This window comes from Lutibacter litoralis, assembly GCF_014646675.1.
In the GTDB taxonomy this organism is placed as follows: Bacteria; Bacteroidota; Bacteroidia; order Flavobacteriales; family Flavobacteriaceae; genus Lutibacter; species Lutibacter litoralis.
Map to the genome: position 1 here is coordinate 1 of NZ_BMNS01000009.1, position 22,248 is coordinate 22,248.

At 29.9% G+C, this 22,248-nt stretch carries 22 protein-coding genes; 8 read left to right on the forward strand and 14 right to left on the reverse strand.

Annotation, left to right across the window (positions count from 1 at the left end; all coding sequences use genetic code 11):
- The 3 genes from IEW75_RS13540 to IEW75_RS13550 form a co-directional block, all read left to right on the forward strand.
- Window positions 1–441: response regulator (locus IEW75_RS13540; protein ID WP_229714466.1), on the forward strand; the 441-nt coding region annotated here is incomplete at its 5' end.
- Window positions 442–944: 503 nt separating this feature from the next.
- Complete coding sequence (locus IEW75_RS13545) at window positions 945–4,508, forward strand: PAS domain S-box protein (RefSeq protein ID WP_134247165.1); 3,564 nt, start codon at window positions 945–947, stop codon at window positions 4,506–4,508.
- A gap of 385 nt (window positions 4,509–4,893) precedes the next feature.
- Window positions 4,894–8,238: a GAF domain-containing protein gene (locus IEW75_RS13550; RefSeq protein WP_262711417.1), complete on the forward strand. Its 3,345-nt coding sequence runs from the start codon at window positions 4,894–4,896 to the stop codon at window positions 8,236–8,238.
- 367 nt (window positions 8,239–8,605) lie between these two features.
- Here IEW75_RS13550 and IEW75_RS13555 read toward each other — a convergent pair whose 3' ends face one another.
- The 6 genes from IEW75_RS13555 to IEW75_RS13580 all read right to left on the reverse strand — a co-directional run bounded on the left by IEW75_RS13555 (window position 8,606) and on the right by IEW75_RS13580 (window position 13,439).
- Window positions 8,606–9,310, reverse strand: a complete 705-nt coding sequence (locus IEW75_RS13555) for a hypothetical protein (protein WP_134247163.1) — start codon at window positions 9,308–9,310, stop codon at window positions 8,606–8,608.
- A 52-nt stretch (window positions 9,311–9,362) separates the two neighbouring features.
- A complete protein-coding gene (locus tag IEW75_RS13560; RefSeq protein ID WP_134247162.1) occupies window positions 9,363–10,538 on the reverse strand; it encodes a serine hydrolase domain-containing protein in 1,176 nt (391 codons plus the stop codon).
- An 87-nt stretch (window positions 10,539–10,625) separates the two neighbouring features.
- Complete coding sequence (locus IEW75_RS13565) at window positions 10,626–11,420, reverse strand: LytTR family transcriptional regulator DNA-binding domain-containing protein (RefSeq protein ID WP_134247161.1); 795 nt, start codon at window positions 11,418–11,420, stop codon at window positions 10,626–10,628.
- 625 nt (window positions 11,421–12,045) lie between these two features.
- Window positions 12,046–12,285 (reverse strand): hypothetical protein, encoded by a 240-nt coding sequence (locus IEW75_RS13570; protein WP_134247160.1) that lies wholly within the window; start codon window positions 12,283–12,285, stop codon window positions 12,046–12,048.
- 3 nt (window positions 12,286–12,288) lie between these two features.
- A complete protein-coding gene (locus IEW75_RS13575; protein WP_134247159.1) occupies window positions 12,289–12,684 on the reverse strand; it encodes a DUF5675 family protein in 396 nt (131 codons plus the stop codon).
- Complete coding sequence (locus IEW75_RS13580) at window positions 12,684–13,439, reverse strand: hypothetical protein (RefSeq protein WP_134247158.1); 756 nt, start codon at window positions 13,437–13,439, stop codon at window positions 12,684–12,686. Before IEW75_RS13580 ends, IEW75_RS13575 begins: the two co-directional genes overlap by 1 nt.
- A gap of 157 nt (window positions 13,440–13,596) precedes the next feature.
- Here IEW75_RS13580 and IEW75_RS13585 point away from each other — a divergent pair, with 157 nt between their 5' ends.
- The 3 genes from IEW75_RS13585 (at window position 13,597) to IEW75_RS13595 (ending at window position 14,540) form a co-directional block, all read left to right on the forward strand.
- Window positions 13,597–13,800: a hypothetical protein gene (locus IEW75_RS13585; protein WP_134247157.1), complete on the forward strand. Its 204-nt coding sequence runs from the start codon at window positions 13,597–13,599 to the stop codon at window positions 13,798–13,800.
- Window positions 13,801–13,919: 119 nt separating this feature from the next.
- A complete protein-coding gene (locus tag IEW75_RS13590) occupies window positions 13,920–14,138 on the forward strand; it encodes a helix-turn-helix domain-containing protein (protein WP_134247156.1) in 219 nt (72 codons plus the stop codon).
- A gap of 3 nt (window positions 14,139–14,141) precedes the next feature.
- Window positions 14,142–14,540 carry a HipA domain-containing protein gene (locus tag IEW75_RS13595; RefSeq protein ID WP_134247155.1) on the forward strand — a complete coding sequence of 133 codons (399 nt, stop codon included), beginning with the start codon at window positions 14,142–14,144 and terminating at the stop codon, window positions 14,538–14,540.
- 276 nt (window positions 14,541–14,816) lie between these two features.
- On the opposite strand, the gene IEW75_RS13600 is transcribed toward IEW75_RS13595, so the two are convergent.
- The 7 genes from IEW75_RS13600 to IEW75_RS13630 form a co-directional block, all read right to left on the reverse strand.
- The gene (locus IEW75_RS13600) at window positions 14,817–15,737 is read right to left on the reverse strand and encodes an aldose 1-epimerase (protein ID WP_134247154.1); all 921 of its coding nucleotides are present in this window, start codon (window positions 15,735–15,737) and stop codon (window positions 14,817–14,819) included.
- Window positions 15,737–15,907: a type II toxin-antitoxin system antitoxin gene (locus IEW75_RS13605; protein ID WP_134247153.1), complete on the reverse strand. Its 171-nt coding sequence runs from the start codon at window positions 15,905–15,907 to the stop codon at window positions 15,737–15,739. The genes IEW75_RS13600 and IEW75_RS13605 overlap by 1 nt, the downstream gene beginning before the upstream one ends.
- Window positions 15,908–15,910: 3 nt before the next feature.
- A complete protein-coding gene (locus tag IEW75_RS13610; protein WP_134247152.1) occupies window positions 15,911–16,858 on the reverse strand; it encodes an alpha/beta hydrolase in 948 nt (315 codons plus the stop codon).
- Window positions 16,848–17,360, reverse strand: a complete 513-nt coding sequence (locus tag IEW75_RS15835; protein WP_229714467.1) for a hypothetical protein — start codon at window positions 17,358–17,360, stop codon at window positions 16,848–16,850. The genes IEW75_RS13610 and IEW75_RS15835 overlap by 11 nt, the downstream gene beginning before the upstream one ends.
- 23 nt (window positions 17,361–17,383) lie before the next feature.
- Window positions 17,384–17,536: a glycine zipper domain-containing protein gene (locus IEW75_RS13620; RefSeq protein WP_158283769.1), complete on the reverse strand. Its 153-nt coding sequence runs from the start codon at window positions 17,534–17,536 to the stop codon at window positions 17,384–17,386.
- Window positions 17,536–17,706 (reverse strand): DUF4177 domain-containing protein, encoded by a 171-nt coding sequence (locus tag IEW75_RS13625; RefSeq protein ID WP_134247151.1) that lies wholly within the window; start codon window positions 17,704–17,706, stop codon window positions 17,536–17,538. Before IEW75_RS13625 ends, IEW75_RS13620 begins: the two co-directional genes overlap by 1 nt.
- Window positions 17,707–17,786: 80 nt before the next feature.
- Entirely contained in the window at window positions 17,787–18,647 is an 861-nt protein-coding gene (locus IEW75_RS13630; protein ID WP_134247150.1) for an SPFH domain-containing protein, read from the reverse strand.
- A gap of 113 nt (window positions 18,648–18,760) precedes the next feature.
- Between IEW75_RS13630 and IEW75_RS13635 the strand changes: the two genes are divergently transcribed.
- A complete protein-coding gene (locus IEW75_RS13635; protein ID WP_134247149.1) occupies window positions 18,761–19,549 on the forward strand; it encodes a S1/P1 nuclease in 789 nt (262 codons plus the stop codon).
- Between the two features lie 6 nt (window positions 19,550–19,555).
- Window positions 19,556–21,247, forward strand: a complete 1,692-nt coding sequence (locus IEW75_RS13640) for a PNGase F N-terminal domain-containing protein (protein ID WP_134247148.1) — start codon at window positions 19,556–19,558, stop codon at window positions 21,245–21,247.
- Here IEW75_RS13640 and IEW75_RS13645 read toward each other — a convergent pair.
- A complete protein-coding gene (locus tag IEW75_RS13645) occupies window positions 21,244–22,170 on the reverse strand; it encodes an RluA family pseudouridine synthase (protein ID WP_308423350.1) in 927 nt (308 codons plus the stop codon). The two genes, IEW75_RS13640 and IEW75_RS13645, sit on opposite strands and share 4 nt — an antisense overlap.
- Between the last annotated feature and the right edge of the window lie 78 nt (window positions 22,171–22,248).

The following is a 22,248-nucleotide window of genomic DNA, read 5'->3' on the forward strand; positions in this document are numbered from 1 at the left end:
ACGTTACCTTATAATGCTGAATTGAAAGAAAAAAATAGTGCCAAAGAAATCGAGGTTACTAACAACACAGAAAATCAAGGTAAAAATTTAAAAATACTAATTGCTGAAGATGATGAAGTATCAGAAATGTTGCTTTCTATAAACGTAAGTGAGTTTAGCTATGAAATTATGAAAGCAAGTACGGGTACTGAAGTTGTTGAAATTTGCCGTAACAACCCAGATATTGATTTAATTATGATGGATATTCGAATGCCTGAAATGAATGGACTTGAAGCTACACGTCAAATAAGGAAATTTAACAAAGATATTGTTATAATAGCACAAACAGCTTACGGATTAACTGGCGATAGAGAAAAATCTTTGGATGCGGGATGTAATGATTATATAACAAAACCCATTAATAAACTTGAATTAGATTCACTAATACAAAAGCATAAATAGTAAACTGCATCAAAACAACAACTGTATAAATAATATCCTTTGATTTTCTTCTGTACTAATTTTAGATGATGTCCTAAATTAAATATTTTAAGAGAGGAAGGGTCTAACACCTAAATCTCAACACCCTGATATCATTGACGTTACAGCACCTACAATTACAAGGGTAACGCATAGGGTAACTGAATTATACTTATTGATTTTAAAGAACTTTGCATATCAAATATAGCAATTATTTGATTTACTTAATTTATAGATTAATATCACGAATAAAACATTTAACTAACAATAAGCTAAGAACTTCCTATGTTTTGATTTAAAAATCAAATACACCAATACAAGATAAAATATATTTTAAAATTTTAGTGTTAAATAATTAAGGGGCTACCTAGATTATTACTGTTAGGAAATTGTATAGAATCAGTGCAATGATATTTATCAGCCATGTTTATTACTTTAATTATTAATTTTATTTCATATATGTTTCATTTTTAAACTTAATTATTATGGTGGCAAGGGATTTTTCAAGTTCAAAATATTCCTACAAGGAGCTTAAAGAGCAGCTTAAAAAAGCTAAAAATGAACTAATTATTGAAAAAAATAGAAGGAATGAAAATGAATTACTATTTACCGAAACTAGTTCAATTGCAAAAGTAGGTGGATGGAAGTTAGACCTAACAACGAATAAATTAACTTGGACAAGGGAAGTTTATAATATTCACGAAGTAAATAAAGATTTTAAACCTACAGTTAAAAAAGCGGTTGATTTTTATTACGAGTCATCCAAGCAGATTATTCAGAGCGCACTTGACAAGGCAATTAAAACAGGGAATAAATTTGATACAAATTTAAAAATAAAAACTGCCAAGGGCAACATTAAAGATGTTCAAGCAATTGGTAAAGTCATCTTCAACAATGAAGGAAAGCCAGATGTTGTTTTTGGTACATTTCAGGATATCACTGAAAAGAAACAAAATGAAGATAAGATAATAAAAAACCAGTATTATTTATCCAAGGCACAAGAAATAGGTAAAATTGGTACGTGGGAACTAGATATTATTAACAACAAATTAGTATGGACTAAAGAAAACTATATCAATTTTGGATTAAAAAATGGAACTCAACTTACCTACAGTGTATTTTTAAACTGTATTCACCCAGACGACAGGGATTACGTAAATAGTGAATGGAATGCAGCCATAAAAGGTAAACCGTATGACATTGAACACAGAATTATTTCTGATGGAAAAGTAAAATGGCTCAGGGAAAAAGCGGAAGTAAAATTCGATGAAAATGGAAAAGCAATTTCAGCCATTGGTTTCACACAAGACATTACCAAATTCAAAGAGTTTGAACAAAACCTTGAAGAAAGTGAGAAACAGTATAAAACATTATTTAAAAATATTATTGATGAAATTCATTATTGGAAAGTAATCAAAGGCAAAAACGGAGAAATAAAAACATGGGAATTAGTAGATGTTAACCCATCAGCTTTAAAGGCTTGGAACAAAACAAAACAACAAGTTATCGGGAAAACAGTCAACGAAATTTTTGATAATGATACACAGAAACTTTTCATGCCAATAGTAAAAAAGATTTTTGAAACGGGGAAATCTTGTAGTTGGGAAACTTATTTTCCAGCAACTAAGCAGTTTTTATCTATGGATAGCATTCCATTAGGTGAATTCTTTATTTCCACGGGCAGGGACATTACAATAAGAAAGAAAGAAGAACAAAAATTATTAAAAGCCGAAGAACAAGCAAATAGCAGTTTGCAACAAATTAAAGTAATTCAAGCAAACACTCCTAATATCACATGGAAATGGGATATTGATAAAGAGGAAAATTTTAAGAATTGTTATATCTCCGAGGGTGCAGATGAATTACTTGCATTACCAAATGGAACAATTGACAATTCAATGGATAAGTTTCTTTCTTACATTTTACCCGAATATTTACCTTTAGTTGACAATGCTATCAAAAATGCTTACGAAAATATTAACAAGCTGATTTCTGTCGAATATGAAGTTAAAAGAGCAGATGATAAACTTGTATGGTTTTTAGCAACGGGAAAGGTCATATCTAACAATGGAAAATTAACTATTTATGGTTCTACAATTGATATCACAGAGAAAAAACAAAATGAGCAAAAATTATTACAAAGTGACAGAGTATTTAATTTGACTCTTGACTTGTTTTGTATTGCTGGATTCGATGGATATTTTAAATATCTCAATCCCGCATGGGAAAAAACTCTTGGTTGGTCTATTGAAGAATTATTATCAAAGCCTTGGCTTGATTTTGTGCATCCTGATGATGCAAAGGATACTGATAATATCAAATCTGTTATTGTTGATGGCAAAGAAATATACAAATTTGAAAACAGATATATCTGTAAAGATGGTTCTACAAAATGGTTATCTTGGAACTCTCAACCATTCCCAGAAGAAAATATTATGATTGGGGCAGCAAGAGATATTACAGAAGCAAAAAGAATCGAAAATGCATTATTACAAGCCAAAGAAAAAGCAGAAGAAAGTAAAAAAGCCTTAAAACAGTCAGGCGATTTAATGAAATATATCATCGAACATAACCGAAGTGCTGTTGCTATTCATGATAAAGATTTCAAATATATCTATGTAAGTAAAAGATATTTAGAGGAATACAATTTAAAGGGAAAGAATATTATTGGGAAACATCATTACGATGTATTCCCAGATTTACCACAAAAATGGAGAGATGTTCATAAGAAAGCATTATTAGGCAATGTTTCGAGTGCAGATGAAGACCCATATTATAAAGATGATGGAACAGTTGTGTGGACAAGATGGGAATGCAGACCATGGTATGAAAATGACAATACAATTGGTGGTTTTATTATATATACAGAGGTAATTACTGAGCGTAAAAAAATGGAGTTAGAACTTATTAAAGCTAAGGAACAAGCCCAAGAAAGTGATAGACTAAAATCCGCATTCCTTGCTAATATGAGTCACGAAATCCGTACCCCAATGAATGGAATTCTTGGATTTTCAGAACTTCTAAAAACCCCTCACCTTTCAGATAGCCAGCAACAAAAATATCTAGGAATAATTGTAAAAAGTGGAAATAGACTGTTAAATATTATCAACGATATTGTTGATATTTCAAAGATAGAAGCTGGGTTAATGAAATTGGATATGAAAAAATCCAATATAAACGAGCAACTAGAATATATCTATACTTTCTTTAAACCTGAAGTTGAAACGAAAGGGATGCAACTTTTCTTAAAAAAGACCTTACCACCAAAAGAAGCTACCATTAAAACTGACCGTGAAAAATTGTTTGCAATTTTTACCAATTTGGTTAAAAATGCGATTAAATTCTCCAACGAAGGCTCTATAGAAATTTGTTATGAAAAAAATGGAGATTATCTGGAGTTTTATATAAAAGACACAGGTATTGGGATTCCAAAAGAGAGACAGGAAGCTATTTTTGAACGTTTCATTCAGGCTGATATAGATGATAAAATGGCAAGACAAGGCGCTGGTCTAGGGTTGTCAATTACCAAAGCATATGTAGAAATGCTGGGAGGCAAGATATGGGTAGAAAGCGAAGAAGGTATTGGCTCAACATTCTATTTCACGTTACCTTATACTACTATACAAAAAGAAAAAAATAGTGATATAGATTTTAAGATTACTGAAAGTATAGAAAATCAAATTAATCGTTTAAAAACATTAATTGTTGAAGATGATGAAATATCTGAGATGTTAATCACACTAAATATGGACGAGTTTAGCAGTGAAATTCTCAAAGCAAGAACAGGGACTGAAGCTGTTGAAGTATGTAAAAACAACCCTACTATTGATTTAATTCTAATGGATATTCAACTATCTGAAATCAACGGATATGAAGCAACACGTCAAATAAGACAGTTTAACAAAAAGGTTATTATTATTGCTCAAACAGCTTTTGGATTAACTGGTGATAGGGAAAAATCGTTGGATGCTGGTTGCAATGATTATATTACAAAACCTATTAACAAACATGAATTAAATTCACTAATTAAAAAGTGCTTCAAGAAATAATTAAGTATTATAATAATTCTTAAAGTTTAGAAATCACCTTGGGGCAACAAGGTCTTTATTTAAGGGTATGCCCTAAATTAGATAATTTTAAGAGAGGAAGGTCTAGAAACTTGCTCTCAACACCTTTATATCATTGATGTTACAGCACATCCAATTACAAGGGTAACGTATAGGGTAACTGAACTATTCTCTATCGATTTTGATGAACGTTGCTTAGCAAATATATGTTATTTCTTAAGTTGAAGGTATAGAGCTAATCTTAAAATGTTATCAATGATAATTATCACGTAATTAGTTATTAAAATTCATTAATTTCGACTTCAATATTTTTTAATTTTCCAAAAAAAAAATTATTAAAAAAATATATATTCTAATATTCTTCATTATTGCTTCAAACAATCTTTACTCTCAAAAGGTTGTTAAAGTTGGTGCGTTTAATTTTTATCCTGCAATTTTTCAAGACAATGATGGTGAGATTAAAGGTTTTTACGTTGATGCATTTCACGAAATTGAAGCTAAAGAAAATATACAATTCCAATATGTTTTTGGAACTTGGAACGAAGGCTTAGAGCGTATTCAAAATGATGAAATTGATGTGATGGTTAGTGTTGCTTATACTGATGAGCGTGCTACCTATATGGATTATTGCCCTACGCCTTTGCTAACTGTTTGGGGAGATGTATACGTGAAAGAAGCTGCTGAAATTCATGGCGTTTTAGACTTAGAGGGTAAAACAATTGCTATCATGAAATCTGACATAAACGGTGAGCAATTAAAAGTACTTGCCGAAAAATTGTCAATTAATTGCATTTTTATTGAAAAAGCAGATTTTCAGGAAGTATTTAAAAGTATTAATTCAAAGGAAGTAGATGCAGGAGTAGTAAATAACACTTTTGGAACTGGTAAATCGGAAGAATACGGTTTACGTTCAAGTGGCATTATTTTTAATCCATTCGATATTCATCTTACCGTACAAAAGAATAAAAATACCGAATTATTAAACTTATTTGATACATATCTTGATGACTGGACACATGATGCAAATTCAGTTTATAATATATCGAGACAAAAATGGTCACGTGGAAAAGTAGGAGTTATTCCAATTATTCCAAAATGGCTCAAAAACTCATTATTTTCAATTATTGGAATAACAATTTTATTAGTCGTATTTGTTGTATTGTTAAGAAACCGTGTAAAAAAAGCTACAATAAAAATCAAGGAAAGTGAAACAAAATTTAAGATTTTAGCCGATAATACAAATGACTGGGAATATTGGCTAGACGAAAACAATAAGTATATTTTCATTTCACCCTCATGTAAAGGAATTACTGGATATTCAGAAGAATATTTTTATAAAAAACCAGACTTATTTATTGATTTAGTAAGAGAAGATTATAAAAAAGAGGTTTCTAATCATTATCATGGCGAAAACAAAAGAGCGCCACATCATACTTTAGAATTCCCAATAATTAATAAAAATAATGAAGAAGTTTGGATTGAACATTCTTGTATTCCAATTTTTGATAAAGATGGCAAATTTTTAGGACGAAGAGGTAATAACCGTAATATTACAGATAGAATAATAACAAGTGAAAAGCAGCGTAGGGACAAACAAATATTAGATGAAACCGGACGTTTAGCTAAAATTGGTGGATGGGAATTAAATGTTGAAACAATGACTTCATATTATTCAGGTGAAACTAAAAAAATTTATGGTCTTTCATTAGATGACAAACCACCAAAAGGAATTGACGGAATAAAATTTTATCCTATACAAGCTCAGAAAAAAATATTTCAGTTGGTAAGGGATGCTATGGAGAATGGAATACCTTATGATGTGGAATTACCTTTTATAAATAAAAAGGGGCAACACCTATGGGTTAGAACAATTGGTACTGCTGAGAAAAACGATGGTAAAGTCACTAGATTATATGGAACAATTCAGGATATTACCGAAAAGAAGAAGAATGAAAGAAAGTTAAAGACAGCCAAAGAAAAAGCTGAAGAAAATGAACAAAAGCTAAAATTCCAAAAGGAAGAAATAGAATTTAATAATGCACGTTTGGAAAGCTTGCTTCGAGTTACCCAATTATCAACCAATTCTATTCAGGAACTGTTGGATTATGCACTTCACGAAGCAATTGAACTAACAAATAGTAAAATAGGATACATCTACTTTTACGATGAAAATAATAAGCAATTTTCGTTAAATACCTGGTCGAGAGATGTAATGAAAGAATGTGAAGTAATGAACCCACAAACAATTTATGATTTGGACAGTACTGGGTGTTGGGGCGAAGCTGTAAGACAAAAAAAGCCAATTGTCATTAATGATTATCAAGCAGAGAATCCTCTTAAAAAAGGAACGCCTCACGGGCATGTAAAACTTTCAAAATTTATGACCATACCTGTCATTTTTGATGGCCAAATTGTTGCAGTTTCGGGAGTTGGAAATAAACCAACAGATTACGACAATTCCGATATTCGTCAACTAACGCTTTTAATGGACAACGTATGGAAAATATCGGAACGCTTGTCTTTACAGGAAAACTTAAAATTAGCCAAAGAAAAAGCTGAAGAAAGTGATAAATTAAAATCAGCATTTCTTGCTAATATGAGTCACGAAATTCGTACTCCGATGAATGGAATTCTTGGATTTTCAGAACTTCTAAAAACACCGCATCTTTCTGATGAAGAGCAACAAAAGTACATAAGGGTTATTGAGAAAAGTGGAAATAGAATGCTAAATATCATTAACGATATTGTTGATATTTCTAAGATAGAAGCTGGTTTAATGGATGTTAATTTAAATGAATCAAATATAAACGAGCAGATTGAATACATTTATACATTTTTTAAACCAGAGGCTGAAGGCAAGGGAATGCAAATATTCTTCAAAAACGGATTACCAACTAAACAAGCTACCATTAAGACTGACCGTGAAAAAGTGTTTGCAATTCTGACAAACTTAATTAAAAACGCAATTAAATATTCTGATGAAGGTTCCATAGAATTTGGATATGTTTTAAAAACAGGGGGTGAAGTTGCTGAGCTTAGTAAAAAGGCCGAATTAGAGTTTTTTATAAAAGATACGGGAATCGGAGTTCCAAAAGACAGACAAGCAGCTATTTTTGAGCGTTTTATTCAGGCTGACGTCAAGGATAAAATGGCACGTCAAGGAGCTGGTCTTGGTTTGTCAATTACCAAAGCATACGTTGAAATACTTGGTGGTAAAATATGGTTAGAGAGTGAAGATGGTGTTGGCTCAACATTCTATTTTACCTTACCTTACACCAATGAATTGGAAGTAAAAAGCAATATCAAAGATATTAAGATTACTTACGATATGGTAAATCAAGTTAAAAATTTAAAAATACTCATTGCCGAAGATGATGAAGTATCATCAGAATTGTTATCGACAATAGTTGGTGAGTTTAGCAATAAAATTCTAATAGCAAAAAACGGAAATGAAGCTGTTGAAATTTGCCGTAATAATCCTGACATTGATGTAATTCTAATGGATATCCAAATGCCTGAAATCAATGGATATGAAGCTACACGTCAAATCCGACAATTCAACAAGAAGGTTATAATTATTGCACAAACCGCTTTTGGATTAGCTGGTGATAGGGAAAAATCGTTGGATGCTGGTTGCAATGATTATATTACAAAACCTATTAAGAATTACAAGTTGCTGACATCATTGCAAAAGAATTTCACTTTGAGTTAAGCGCAACTATTAAAGTAGTAAACTGTATCAAAACAACAACTGTATCATTTTAAATCTATAATAGAACTAATTTGATACAGTTTTTTGTATCACTATTATTCTTTGAATTTAAGGTATAATCTAAATTAAGTATTTTCATTTAGTTCATATTTAAAGCATACTTAAGAAACGAGCACGTCAAAAAGTTTAGCCTGTAGAGGATGAGTTTTAGGATTGTTTAGAATCAGGAATCATCCAATTATCGAATCTGAATGAGTTTGTCAATGATTTCCTCAAAGAGACTGATTTTGAGTTATGATATTCCAATCAAAATTTCAATGTTAACTATCATTTAGTCTATATAATTCCCTAATTTTATAGGGAGGGCTTAATTTTGTGGAAACTGGTGAATTCTTATAAAATTTCTTGAAACTATGCTATCAGTATTTAATAATTTTAATTTTAAAGTATTCTCATCAAAATCAATTTTCCAAAAATCTCTTTCAAATTGTTCTCCATACGGTATTAATTCAACTTCTGGTTTATGCCCATGTACATTATAAACACCATGAACTTTACCATTTTCTGTCCCAATTACAAAGCGTTTATCCCATCTAAAAAAAAGATAATCATTAGTTCCCATTGAAGTCGAGAAATAATTATCCGTTCCAACTGACTCATTCAATTTCCATAATCCAAGTAGTTTATCCCCTGATGTAGTAGGAAGCTGGATGATTCTTTCTAATTTAACTATAACAATCAGTCCTTCTTCCATTCTTTCCCAAATCATTTCATTGTTAGACATTTTTACTTTAAAAGGCTCATTAAGGTCATCTAAACCATTTTCATTAATAACGGTTAATTCATGATTGTCTGGTTCTAAACTCCACTCCCCAGTTGAATGTTGAAACCACCCATTACCTGATTCCTGTGTAAAGTCAGAGTTAAATCTCATCCATCTTCCATTTGGGGTCATTTCTTCTTCTCCAACTGTTACAGATTTAACAATCCATAGCCCCTCAATTGTTGGGTTATTTTCACAACTGAATAAAAATGTAATTCCTAATAGTACTAATAAATAATTTTTGTTCATTATATTTTTTCTAGTTATTTTGGTTAAATTAAGCTATTATTTTGAAAATAGTTCAATCGTTTTTTTTATCAATTAATATATTTATAATCTTTTGTGACAGTTGCATTTCCTGAGTTCGATTTCCGACATTACTTAAGAAGCTTATTACGTACTCTCCTTTATTTATATTAATAAGCATTGCTTTATATCCATCTGTACTGCCACCATGAATGATGTATTTTTTGTTAATTCCCAAATTACCGAATTCATTATTACTTTCTTTATTGAATACTACCCACCCATAACCATAGCCAACGATATTTGAAATTTGAGAAAGATGATTCTGTTGCATTAATTGCAAAGAGTTTTTCTTTAGATAACCTGGGTTATCCATAACCTGTGCCCATCTGTTAAGGTCAGAAGCTGTTGAAAATATCCTTCTCCCTAAGCTGAAATCAATGAACGGATTTTGATACCATTCCTGAGTAACTTCATCAAATAAATAAGCCTTCGCCAGTTCATTAATTGAAACTTCATTCTTACTCTCAGAAATTGTGTTTTTTAATCCCAATGGCTTGGTCAGTTTTAGTTTAAGAATCTCTGCAAAAGGTTTTTTGTAGGTTTTCTCGAGAATTATTGCCAGTAAATGATAGGCAAAGTTACTGTAATAAAATTGTTTACCAGGTTCACTTAACGGCTCAATCTTACTGATAAAATTAATATATTCCTCGTTAGAGAACCTAAACCTCTTAAATTTTAGGAAATTATTTAATTTAAACTCTTCAGGTATATTATTATAATCGGGTAGTCCCGAACTGTGACTGAGAAGGTGGTGTATGGTTATTTCAGGATGAAAGCTACCTTCAAAAGAATAATTGGATAGCAACTCAACAAGTTTGTTATTCAAATGAAGCTTATCTTCTTCAACTGCTTTTAAAATCAAAGCGGCTGTCATTGATTTATTAAGTGAGGCTATATCAAATTTAACATTTTTTTGAATAGGTATATTCCAAGTCCTGTCTGCTATACCTAAGTAATTCTCATAAATGGTCTCACCATATTTGGAAATCACTATTCCACCATGGAAAAGCTCTTGTTTATAATTGCTTTTTATAAGTGAGTCAATTTTTTGTGCTTGCTTTTCATTGTTTTGTAAAGATGCATCTGATTTCTCTGAGTAGCAACCTATGATAAGGCATAAACAAAAAACAGCTAATAATATTTTCTTTAATTTCTTCGTGGTATTCATTTTTGCAAATATTAAGATTGTAATCACATTAATCGTGTTTTCAAGGGGTTTTGTGATGAAACCAGGCAATGAGGGATGAAATGCTAGTTACGAAAGAAAGGAATCTTTATATTGTTTAGAAATAGGTATAATAGCAGAACCAATTTCAACATGTAATTTTGCTTTTGATTGCTTTATGCTTCGAATATTTAATCTATTTACTAAATAACTTCTATGGCTTCTTTCTATTTCTGGAATAGTTTTTAACTCCAATTCTAATACCTTAAGCCGTTTTCTAATAAGATGTTTATTGGATTTATTCTTTGTTAAGAAGACAACAGAAATATAATTCCCCAAAGATTCAGCATACAAAAAATCTCGTTTTCTAATTTTTAAATTGTCTTTCCCGTTTTCAGATTGAAATAATAAGTAATTTTCTTCCTGGCTCCTTGATTTTATAATTGATTTTAGACCTAAATAGAAAAATAGTGGAAATATCATCATTAGTGGAAATTCTAGTATAATAAGTAAATAGGATTTCATATTTAATTCTTGCCAATTCCAAAAGAAGTTGAACAGAATAAAAGTTAATTGACTCCCAAGAAAAATTAAACCGATATACCATATACACGAATATCCAAAACCTGTAACACTCAGCTTTGGTTTTAATAATATTTCAAAAATGGTTAAATATGTGAATGTTAATAAACCAAAACTAATACTTCTGAAAAGCAGTGAATGCCCTGAATACGACAATCCTTTTTGAATACCATATGCATTAAAAATGTATAGAAAGTAAAATATAGAAAAACCCGATATAAAACTAAAAATAAGTGGTAAGAATTTAAAATAACACTTATCATCAGAAAGTTTATTTAGTACTGTTCTAAAAAAACCTATCATCTAGTCTATATGTTTAGTTTATTCTCATGTCAAAAAGACAAGTTGGCTAAATATAGGAAAATTGAACGAAAAAATAATAATCAAATTACTCATAAACATTAAATAAGGAAGCTTCTTGTTTAGTAGTGACTAGTGTATTCGAACCTAGTATTATTGAACTTGTGATATTTATATATCATTTTACATTTGATTTTGTATGATGATAATATAGATTTTCTCTTAAACGTATTTTAAATGTTTTATCTTAGTCTAGTAAAGTTCATCAAAATCGAATTAGAATAATTCAGTTACCCTATATGTTACCCTATTTATTGCTGGTACTGTTACGTCAATTATATCAAGAAATTGAGAGCAAGTTTCTAGACCCTTCCTCTCTTAAAAAAGCCTAATTTAGGACATAACCCAAAACCAATAAATCAAAGCCTGGCTAAAAATAGCTAGGCTTTATTTCTTAGAAAACAACTTCCTCAACAAACAAGAAACAAAAAAACTAACTACCGCACTAATAACAGCCATTATCACCGTAAAAAACATGTCATCTAAGCTAATATTCAGTGCAGTAGAAAGCAAAGTACCTCCAGCAACACCACTTCTTACCTATAAATCATTCTGTAACATCAAAGATTTAGTTTTTTTCTATGTTTTCGTTCTGGTCTTGGTCATTGTCATATACCATCGCTTGACTTATAGCAGTCGCCACAGTTCCAGCAACAGTTAAGTAAGTTGCAATGGTAATCACCACAGTAGGCACTGAAATTGGAGCGGCAATAATAACTCCTCCAGTAGTAGCTAAAGCAATACCAATATTGCGTAGTTTTCTAAAAAATGAAGGTGTTTTTCTTTTATATCGTTCTGTAATTTTCATAATTTATGATTTAATTGTTAATGTGATTGTTTCTTTTCTTTCAAATGCCTGATGGCATAGTGAAACTATTTTTTGAAAAATTAATTTCGAAGAAAGTCCTTTTCCAATTCCTGTAAGTGAACTTACAGGCGCTAAACAACCTCTTAATTCTTTTTTTGCATCATTTGCTGGGTGTATCAAAATCAAATTTCTTCCAGGTACATTTTTAAGCAATAAATGGTGCTTAAACTTTTCAGAAAATCGAGGTTTTAATTCATAAACACCTTCTGGAATACAAGAAATAGATCTCTTGTTCTCTAACCAGGGCAATTCAATTATAAACCCCAAAAATGCCCCTTTATAAAAGAGGACACCGTTGGTGCCCTCTTTTAAATAAGTTCTGTGTAACAGTAAATTCATTAAACAGTGTCTACATCAATCACAGATAAGGCATTGTAAGAACCATTTTTCAAAGGATACATTGTACCATTCACTTCCTGATAAAACTCAATACCTAAAACCTGAATAACCGGTAATACTGAGTTTGCTGTTAACGCTGCCATTAAATCAATTTGAGCAGTGTCTGCACTGTCATAAGGTAATACAGCAGTTTCATCACTTTCAAAAACGGAAGTCTCAGTAGCAAAATCAATCTCAGCAGCACCCATAACAATTTTAAAATGTGTTGTTCCTGAAGGAGCTCCAATTCTAATTGTAGGTGCAAAAGGGGCAATACTCAAAATTGCCTCTCCAGTAGGTCTAGCAAATACTTCTGTAAAAGGAGTAAATAATGTAGCTCCTAATTTTCCATTAAGATTAAATTCAAAACCCTTTAAAAGAGCTAAATTTCCATCTTGAATAGTTCTTAATCCACGTTCATTTGTGGAGTCAGTTTTTACAATTTTCAAAAGATCAGTAGTTAATCTGCTAACCACTCTTTTATCTTTTGCATTTTGCAAAAGAATACGAATTGCATTTCTAACTAATTTCCCACCTTTACCAGCAGTTCCAAATTCGGCACCGTTTTCACGTGTTCTTTGAAACGCAGGATCGTTTGCAATTCTGGATTTATCCACACCGCCTTTTTCACGAGCAAGATGTCCATCTGCAGTTTTGTAAAAAGAAATACCTCCGATAGTTCCTTTTAGTTTAATAATACCATTTTGTCTAGCCATAATTCTATAAATTTTTAATTCTCAACAAATGAAGCTATCTTTAAATGGAATTTAAAAAATCAACATCCAACCATTCCGAAACAAACTTTTTGTTCCGAATTATCGCATATAGATAAAGTATAGATACTGGTAGGATAAAGTATGGATAGTGTATCAAATGAAAATAGTAAGAGCTTGTATATACCCAAAAGACATTCAGTGCATCACTGGCAGAAGTGAACGTTATGGACGTAAACTTCTTAATGTAATAAAAGAACATTTTGGAAAAGAGCCACATCAATTTGTAACTTCAGAAGAATTCGCAGAATATAGCGGTATCAAATTAGAAATTGTAACAGAGTATCTTCAAAAAGTATCATAATGCAACTCTAAACTTTTATTTTATATGTATTAACATATAAAAATTACATTTAACATTAAATTATACGTAATTACATATAATTTAGTATTTTTACCTTAAATTATACTTAAAAGCATATAATGAAAGAATTAGCACAGTTTGTAAAAGAGCGTAGGAAAGAAGTGAATTTAACTCAAGAAGAATTTACTGAAAGAACTGGGGTTGCTTTAACAGTTATCCGAAAAATTGAACAAGGAAAAACAAACCTTAATATGGAAAAAGTAAATTTGGTCCTAAAAATGTTTGGACACAAATTAGCTCCAGTAAGTTTAAAAGAAAATAAAGAACCTAATGATTAACCAATGAGAAGTGCTGAAATATTTTATGATACAATTCTTGCCGGAAAATTAGTAGAAACCAATGATATGCATTTAAAAAACTTTTCAATGATTGAAAGTGCACCTGGTTGGATATTGTCACCGGCTTATGATCTTTTAAATGTGGCTATTGCTGATCCCGAGGATAAAGAAGAATTAGCTTTAACACTATGTGGAAAAAAGAAAAAATTAACAAAAGAACATTTTGTAAATTTTGGAGAAGACCTGGGATTAAGTTATAAACAAATAGATCGTGTATTCAATCGTTTTCAAAAAAACAAAAGTAAAATGATAAAAATGATTCAAAATTCTTTCCTATCCCAAAAAATGGAATTAGCCTATATTAAGGTTTTAGAGGAACGTTTTATAAGACTTCACAGCTAGCAGAATCATAAAATTTGTATATTTATAGGATATACGAAACTCAAAAACTATTATCCAGTAATAGATTAAATGATAGCTAAAGAACTACCTGAATATCTTTGACAACTCTAAACTACTATAAACAATAGGATATTTGAAACAGGTATGAATCCTATCGAGGTCACAATTAATAAAAGCTCTTATAAAAATATAAGAGCTTTTTTATTCTTAATGTCACACTCTAACACCTATCTAAATTAGGTCACTTTTACTGGAATAGCTTTTAATTATGTTGTTTTAAAAGTAATATTCCAAATCAACTTTCCAGTTGTACTTTTCATTAGCCTCTAAAATTAGCAATCCACTTTTATTATTAAAACTATTTGGCGCACAAGTCATAGGTTCAATTGCTATACAGTCTCTTGATTCTGGCGTATATACTTGTAAAAAACTAGTTGGTTTTTTAGAAGAAAAATTAATATCAATAGTATATGAATCAGTTTTTAATGATGTAGTAGATTTTTCAGTGATAAAGCAATCATCTAAAAAAGTATCTCGTATTAGAATTGGAGTTTTAAATTTTAAGCGAGTTTCTTCAGTTGGAATCATTTTTTTGTTGACCAAATATTGTGTTTTAGCTTCAAAAGCTAAAGTACTATCTTTTAAATTAGGGACTTTAAAATATGGATGCCAACCAATTCCAAAAGGGAAAGCAGTTGTTCCTTCATTTAAAACTCCAAAATTTAAACTTACTTTGTTTTTTGTAAAAGTGTAGGTAAGTTCTAAGTTATATGGAAAAGGAAACCCCTCTGTGCTTCCTTTATATTTGTAATTAAAGACTATTTTGGCATTTTCTTTGGAAGTAGATTTTTCTTTTACAACAAAACTTTTATTAAAAACAAATCCGTGAAGGCGATTGTTTAAAGCAGGTTCGTTTATTTCTAAATTGTAATTGGTGTTGTTAAATTCAAATTTTCCATCAGAAATTCTATTAGGAAATGGAAATAAAATAGCAGAATTATACTTATTTTTATAAGTTTTCAGTCCATCATCATTGGCTGAAATGCCATCTATTATTTCAATTCCATTATAATCTAATTTTTGTAAGGATGCTCCAAGATTTGGAAAAATAGAACTTGTAAAATTTAACTCTTTGTTAAAAATAATAACTTCATTTAGAAGTGGATTTTCGTTTTTTGTGATTGTAATTTTATACATTATTTTTGGGTGTTGTTATTTTTAGATGCTCTTTTCGCTTCTTTTAGACATTTATTTAACATCCATTCTAGCTGTCCGTTAGTAGAACGAAATTCATCTGCAGCCCATTTTTCAATTGCTTTAAGCATGTCCTCATTTATTCTTAGTGCAAATGCTTTTTTCTTAGACATAATTTATTTAAGATCTTTTATAAAGGTGCTTATTTTATCTGAAAAATTTGACATAATTGGTAGATTTGGGTTGTTGTAAGATTGCATATTTTCAGTTAAATCGCCATTTATTTCTTTAAAAATATGATTCATATTTTCAACAATAAATAATTCAGAATTTTGTGCAGCTTTATGTAATAGTTCAGCATCTATATTTTTTATTTGAATATCTTTTGAACCATTAATTATTAATATTGGGATATTTAATTTTGCTATTTCTTCTTGCGGATTGTATTTGATCCACGAAATTAAAAAAGGTTGTACTTGTTTATTGAAAAGAGAAATCAACATTGGATTAAATTCTTCAACGGGATTGCCTTTTTTTAATTCAGCTAATATTTTTTGAGTTTCATCTTTTAAAAAAGGCGCTTGTAATTCAATTTGTTCAATTAGAATCTCATCTAAACTTCTTCCAGATCCTTCTAATGAAATAAATGCAGCTGCATTGTTTTTTGAGGCTAACATACCAACCAAACTTCCTTGACTATGGCCGGCAACTATAATTTTTGAATATTCCTTGGCGTTTTTAAAATATTTAATTATGCTTTTCACTTCCTTTATAAATGTTTCAAAAGTAAGGGCATCCACTTTTTCTTTGTCATGTTTTGCATAAGAAAGTACACTTTTGTCAAATCTATAAGTTGCTATATTTTTATTTGCTAAAGCTTCAGCTAAATATTTTAACGAATTATTTTTTAGCATTGCGCTATTTCCATCTCTATCAGTTGGACCAGATCCTGGAATTAAAATAACTAGTGGTATTTTTTCAGAATAAAAAGGTGTTATTAAATTACCATTTATTGAAACAGAATTAGTTGGAATACTAATGTTAGTTTCCGAATAACTTTTTTCTTGTGCTAAACTTACATATGAAATAAAAAGTATAAAAAGTGAAAATATTTTATGTATCATTATGTGTGTATTTGTGTTTATAAGTTTCTATAACTCGTTTAATTTCTTCGTTCTTTTGTGTTCCAATAAGAATTTTTTTACCATTTTTAAGCTTTAATTGTAAGCCTATAGATCCTTTTATTGTATAAGCTTTTCCCGTATCTCTTCGAAAACTACTTTTTATTCCCCATCCTCCAAATTCTGAAATTGGATTGTAGTTTCTAATATAACATTCCGAAATATTCGACCAATCAATATTTTTGTAAGAAACTTGAAAAGGGTAGAATTTAAACTTAATTCCGTTTTCATCAATTTTTGTTTGAAGTTTAAGAACTAAAAAAAGAATAATTACCAAAATTAGTATAAATAAACCTATAAAGGCAGCGATGTAATCACCAAAACTGTTATCAACATTTTTTTTCCATTGGCTTAAAATTGCAAAAATTACTACTATTAAGCTAATAGATAAGCCTAAATATACCAAGGATTGATTAAACTTCTGTTCTTCATAAAATACTTTCATAAAATAAATACGATTAAATGAATTTATTTTTTAGTTTTAGATTGATTCGCAAAAGCTGCGGAAAAAACAATTCCTATACCAATACCTATTGCAATATTGTTTAAAGCAACCCCTATGGCTGTTCCTATTGCAATTCCAATTGCTATTCCTTTTGAAGAATTAGTTAGTTTTTTCATTATCTATTTTTATCTCTTTCCAAAACCGCTTTGGAAATATTTCCAGTTTGTCCGTAGCCTACACTTTTAACTTCCCATCCTTGTGAAGCATATTTATTAAATAAATTTTCAAAAGTAGTGTCTTTGTAAGACCAAATACTTGCAGGCTTTATAATTTTGTACTCTTTCATTTTACGTACTTTTTATAAGAATAATTTTAATGTAAAAATTGTGACGATAATTATTAAATATGTTAAAAATGCTACCATAACTAATGATTTAATGTACCAGCATTTACTACGGGTTGTGCATCTTTATCTGAGCATAAAATAACCATTAAATTACTCACCATTGCAGCTTTTCTTTCTTCATCTAATGCTACAATTTCTTTTTTACTTAATTCTTCTAAGGCCATTTCAACCATACTAACCGCACCTTCCACAATTTTATGTCTAGCAGCAATTATAGCAGTTGCTTGCTGGCGTTTTAACATTGCGCTTGCAATTTCTTGAGCGTAAGCTAAATAACCAATTCTAGCTTCTAAAACTTCAATTCCTGCCATATCTAAACGTTCGGAAAGTTCTTTTTCTAAGGCTTCACTCACTTCATTTACGCTAGCTCTTAAAGTAATTTCTTCGGTTTTTCCGTCGTCTTCAAAATTATCATAAGGATATAAGCTAGCTAATTTCCTTACAGCAGCATCGGATTGTACTCTAACGAAATTCTCATAATTATCTACATCAAACGCAGCCTTAAAAGTATCTTTAACTTTCCATACAGCAATGGTGCTAATCATAATTGGATTTCCTAGTTTGTCATTTACTTTAACACGTTCGCTATCAAAGTTGCTAGCTCTTAGAGAAATACCTCTTTTTTTGTAAAATGGATTTGCCCAATAAAACCCATTTTCTTTTATGGTTCCAATGTATTTTCCAAATAGCAATAGCACTTTTGAAGTATTAGGATTTACAAGTATAAAACCAGGAATAATTGTAATACTAAAAACGATTGCAGGGATTATTAAAAATGGATTTTCTTGAGTAATTCCAAAAATAATAGCTGCTAAAAAAATAAATAGCATAATAAGCATTAAATAACCGCTGCGAACTTTTATTGTTTTTTCTTGTGTCATGATTGTTGATTTATAGTAATATTAAAATGATATCATAAAGATATGATTTTTATTTTGATATTTACAAGTTTTAAAGAAACTTTATTTTTATCTTTGCCGAAAAATGATAAGAAATGAAATCAATAAAATTTAATTGCATACTATTTGTGTTCTTTGTTACTTTTTCTTCTTTAAATGCTGCTAATCCAGAGTGGGGAGCAACAGGGCATAGAACAATTGGTAAAATTGCTGAAGATTATTTAACAGGTAAAACCAAAAGAAAAATTGCTGAATTATTAAATGGAGAAAGTTTAGCGCTGGTTTCAACTTTTGGAGATGATATAAAATCTGATGATCGTTATAAAAATTTTAATACTTGGCATTATGTAAATATGCCTTTTGGAGTTAAATATGAAGATTCTAAAAAAAATCCTGATGGAGATCTAGTTACAGGAATAGAAAAATGTAAAGAAGTTCTTTTAGACAAAGATGCAACTAAAGAAGATAAAGTTTTTTATTTAAAAATGTTAGTACATTTAATAGGTGATTTACATCAGCCAATGCACATTGGACGGAAAGAAGATAAAGGTGGTAACAATATACAAGTACAATGGTTTAATAGAGGTACAAACCTTCATAGAGTTTGGGATTCTGAAATGATCAACCATTTTAATATGACGTATTCAGAATTGGCGGACAATACTAAACCTATTTCTAAAGAGCAATTAAAGTTTTTGCAAAAGGGAACAATTGCAGATTGGGCAAATGAAACACAACAACATGCAATTAAAGCTTATGCATCTGTAAAAATAGGTGATAAATTAAGATACAGATATATGTATGATAATTTTGATTTAGCTCGAAATCAATTACAAATTGGAGGTATTAGATTGGCTAAAGTATTAAATGAGTTATTTAAATAATTTTTTATGAAAATATTTTTAGTTTTTACAACGGCTTTATTTTTAAGTTTTACAGCCATAGCACAAGAGGATACAACAAATAATATTACTAAAGTAGAATATAAAGAGTATAGAAATGGTAAATTAAATGAAAATTCTAATTTATCTTTTATATTTAAAAATGAGATAGCTTATTTATCAAAATCAAATGATAAGATTCAAAGTTTTATAGATTTTAAGAATCATCAAAATATTGATGTAATTCATTATAAAAATAGTGATTATAAAACAACTACTTCATTTAATAATTTGTTGAAACCAATTTATTTAGATCAAACAGAAACCATATTAGGCTATCAATGTTCAAAAGCAGAATTTTCATATTTCTCTAATAAAATTGAAGTTTGGTATACTAATAAAAGTGATGTAAAAGGCTCGCCTTATAAAAAATACCTGCCTTCAAAGTCAGCATTAGTTTTAAAAATTGTTATTAATGGAAATAGGGAAATTGTGGCAAGTAAAATTGTGAAAAATTCAGAATTAACGGGTGCTTATTATTCCATTGAGAGCTCAAAGGAAATTTCTGAACCTGAATTTGAAGAATTTAAAATTAAATCTAGATATACCACTTTATCAGTTTTTTCTGATGAACTAATAAATTTTGATCCTTCAATTAAAACCACTTCAATTGAGGATTTTAATAACAAAACATACCGTTTTTCAAATGGCTCAGTAATTTTAAAAAGGGTGAAGTTGCCAAATTCAATTAAAAAAAATGCTCAAGTGTATGCTACTTTAACAAACTCGTCTAATGGAGATGCTTATGATAGAACAGGTACTGTTTTTATGATTCCTGTTAATGATGAAAAGCAAAATATGCTTAACGGTTTTTTAAAAGGTGTAGATGAGTTGCCAAAATTAATTGATAATAAAGGAGGAGTTTACCAAGGTGTTATAAGTGATGAAAAGTATAATTCACCTATTGAATTAATGCGTTTTTTCACCTCTTTTGGTATTGGACATTTTAATAATCTAAGAGTAATTAACAATTATCCTTGGAGGAAAGAAGTTGTTTATAAGCAGGACGTTTCTGCATTAATACCTACAAATCAAAATGAGGTTTGGATTGGTGTTTTTATTGGTAATTATGATAAAGGCGGACATAAAGTAAGTTTAGATTTTGATATTTATCCTTCTTTTGAAGAAAATGAAATTGGAAATAGATGGATTCAGCCTATTTTTAATACTGTAAATATTTTAGAAATGTCTGGACAAAATTATGGACGATTGTTTAAAAATGACACATTAAAAGTTACTGTTACAATACCAGAAAATATTAAAAATAAAAAATTATTATTTACTTCAACAGGTCATGGAGGCTGGGGAGGAGGAGATGAGTTTAACCAAAAATTGAATGAAGTATATGTTGACGGAAAATTGGTTTATAGTGTTATTCCTTGGAGAACAGATTGCGCAACTTATAGGTTAAGTAATCCAGCTTCTGGTAATTTTGGGAATGGACAATCCTCTAGTGATTTTAGCAGATCTAATTGGTGTCCTGGAACATTAACACCTCCTTATATTATTCCTTTGTCAAATTTAGAACCCGGGAAACATATTATTGAAGTTGTAATAAAGCAAGGTGATGATGAGGGGTCAAGCTTTAATCATTGGGGTGTTTCAGGAGTTTTAATTGGTGATGAAAATAATTTGGATTAAAAATTATAAGTGTTCCAACGTCTTTTTTCTCTTGCTAAAAGCGAATTAAACTTTTGAGGTACATCAATTTTTATAGTTGTTTGTAAAAATGATTTTGGATGTAAAAATTTAATTTCTGAAGCACATAAAAATAGCCCTTTTCCTTTATGTATGGTTTCTGGATTACCATAAAGTTTATCTCCTAAGATAGGATGACCAATAGAGGACATATGAATTCTAATTTGATGCGTTCTTCCTGTTTTTGGGAAAGCTTTTAAGCAAGTTAATTCTTTGTATTTTAAAGATTTAACAACTTTAATAATTTCGAAGTTAGTTTCAGAAGGTTTGTTTTCTATTGGGGAGTTTATAATCCTACTTTTTAAGACTTCACCAATAACAATAGCACAATATTTTTTTTTAATAGTTTGATTTTTAAATTGTTTTCCAAGTTCTATTTGAGCTGTCTTTGTTTTAGCAATTAATAAAATTCCCGAAGTTTGATTGTCTAGCCTGTGCACAGGAGTTGGTTTAGAAAGGGCATCAGGTTGTGTACTTTTTCTTAAGTTATGAGGCAATGCGTTTGCAATGGTTTTAAATTTGTTACCACTAACCGTAATTCCAGCGGGCTTATTAACAATGGCAATATGGTCATCTTCAAAAATAATTTCTAAATTATACGCATACACTTTTTCCTGCTTGTTTGGATCTTCTATTAGTTCTAAAACCTGGCCAGCATTTATCCAAGTTGCTGTTTGTGCAATCTCTCCATCAGCCAAAACTCTTCCCAGTTTTATTGCTTTTTTTACGCCACTATTAGATGGGATGTAAACTTTAAAAACTTTTGGAGCATACTCTTGTAACCTGATTTTTTCGATACCTTGTGGGACAATATGTGAGTGCAGTGTATTAATAATTTTAAGTTTTAGTATATGATTCCCAATGATAAGATATAATAAAGACGCTATTAAAACTTAAAAGTTACATTAAACTTGTTTTAGAAGTATTAATTTAATGTTAAAAAA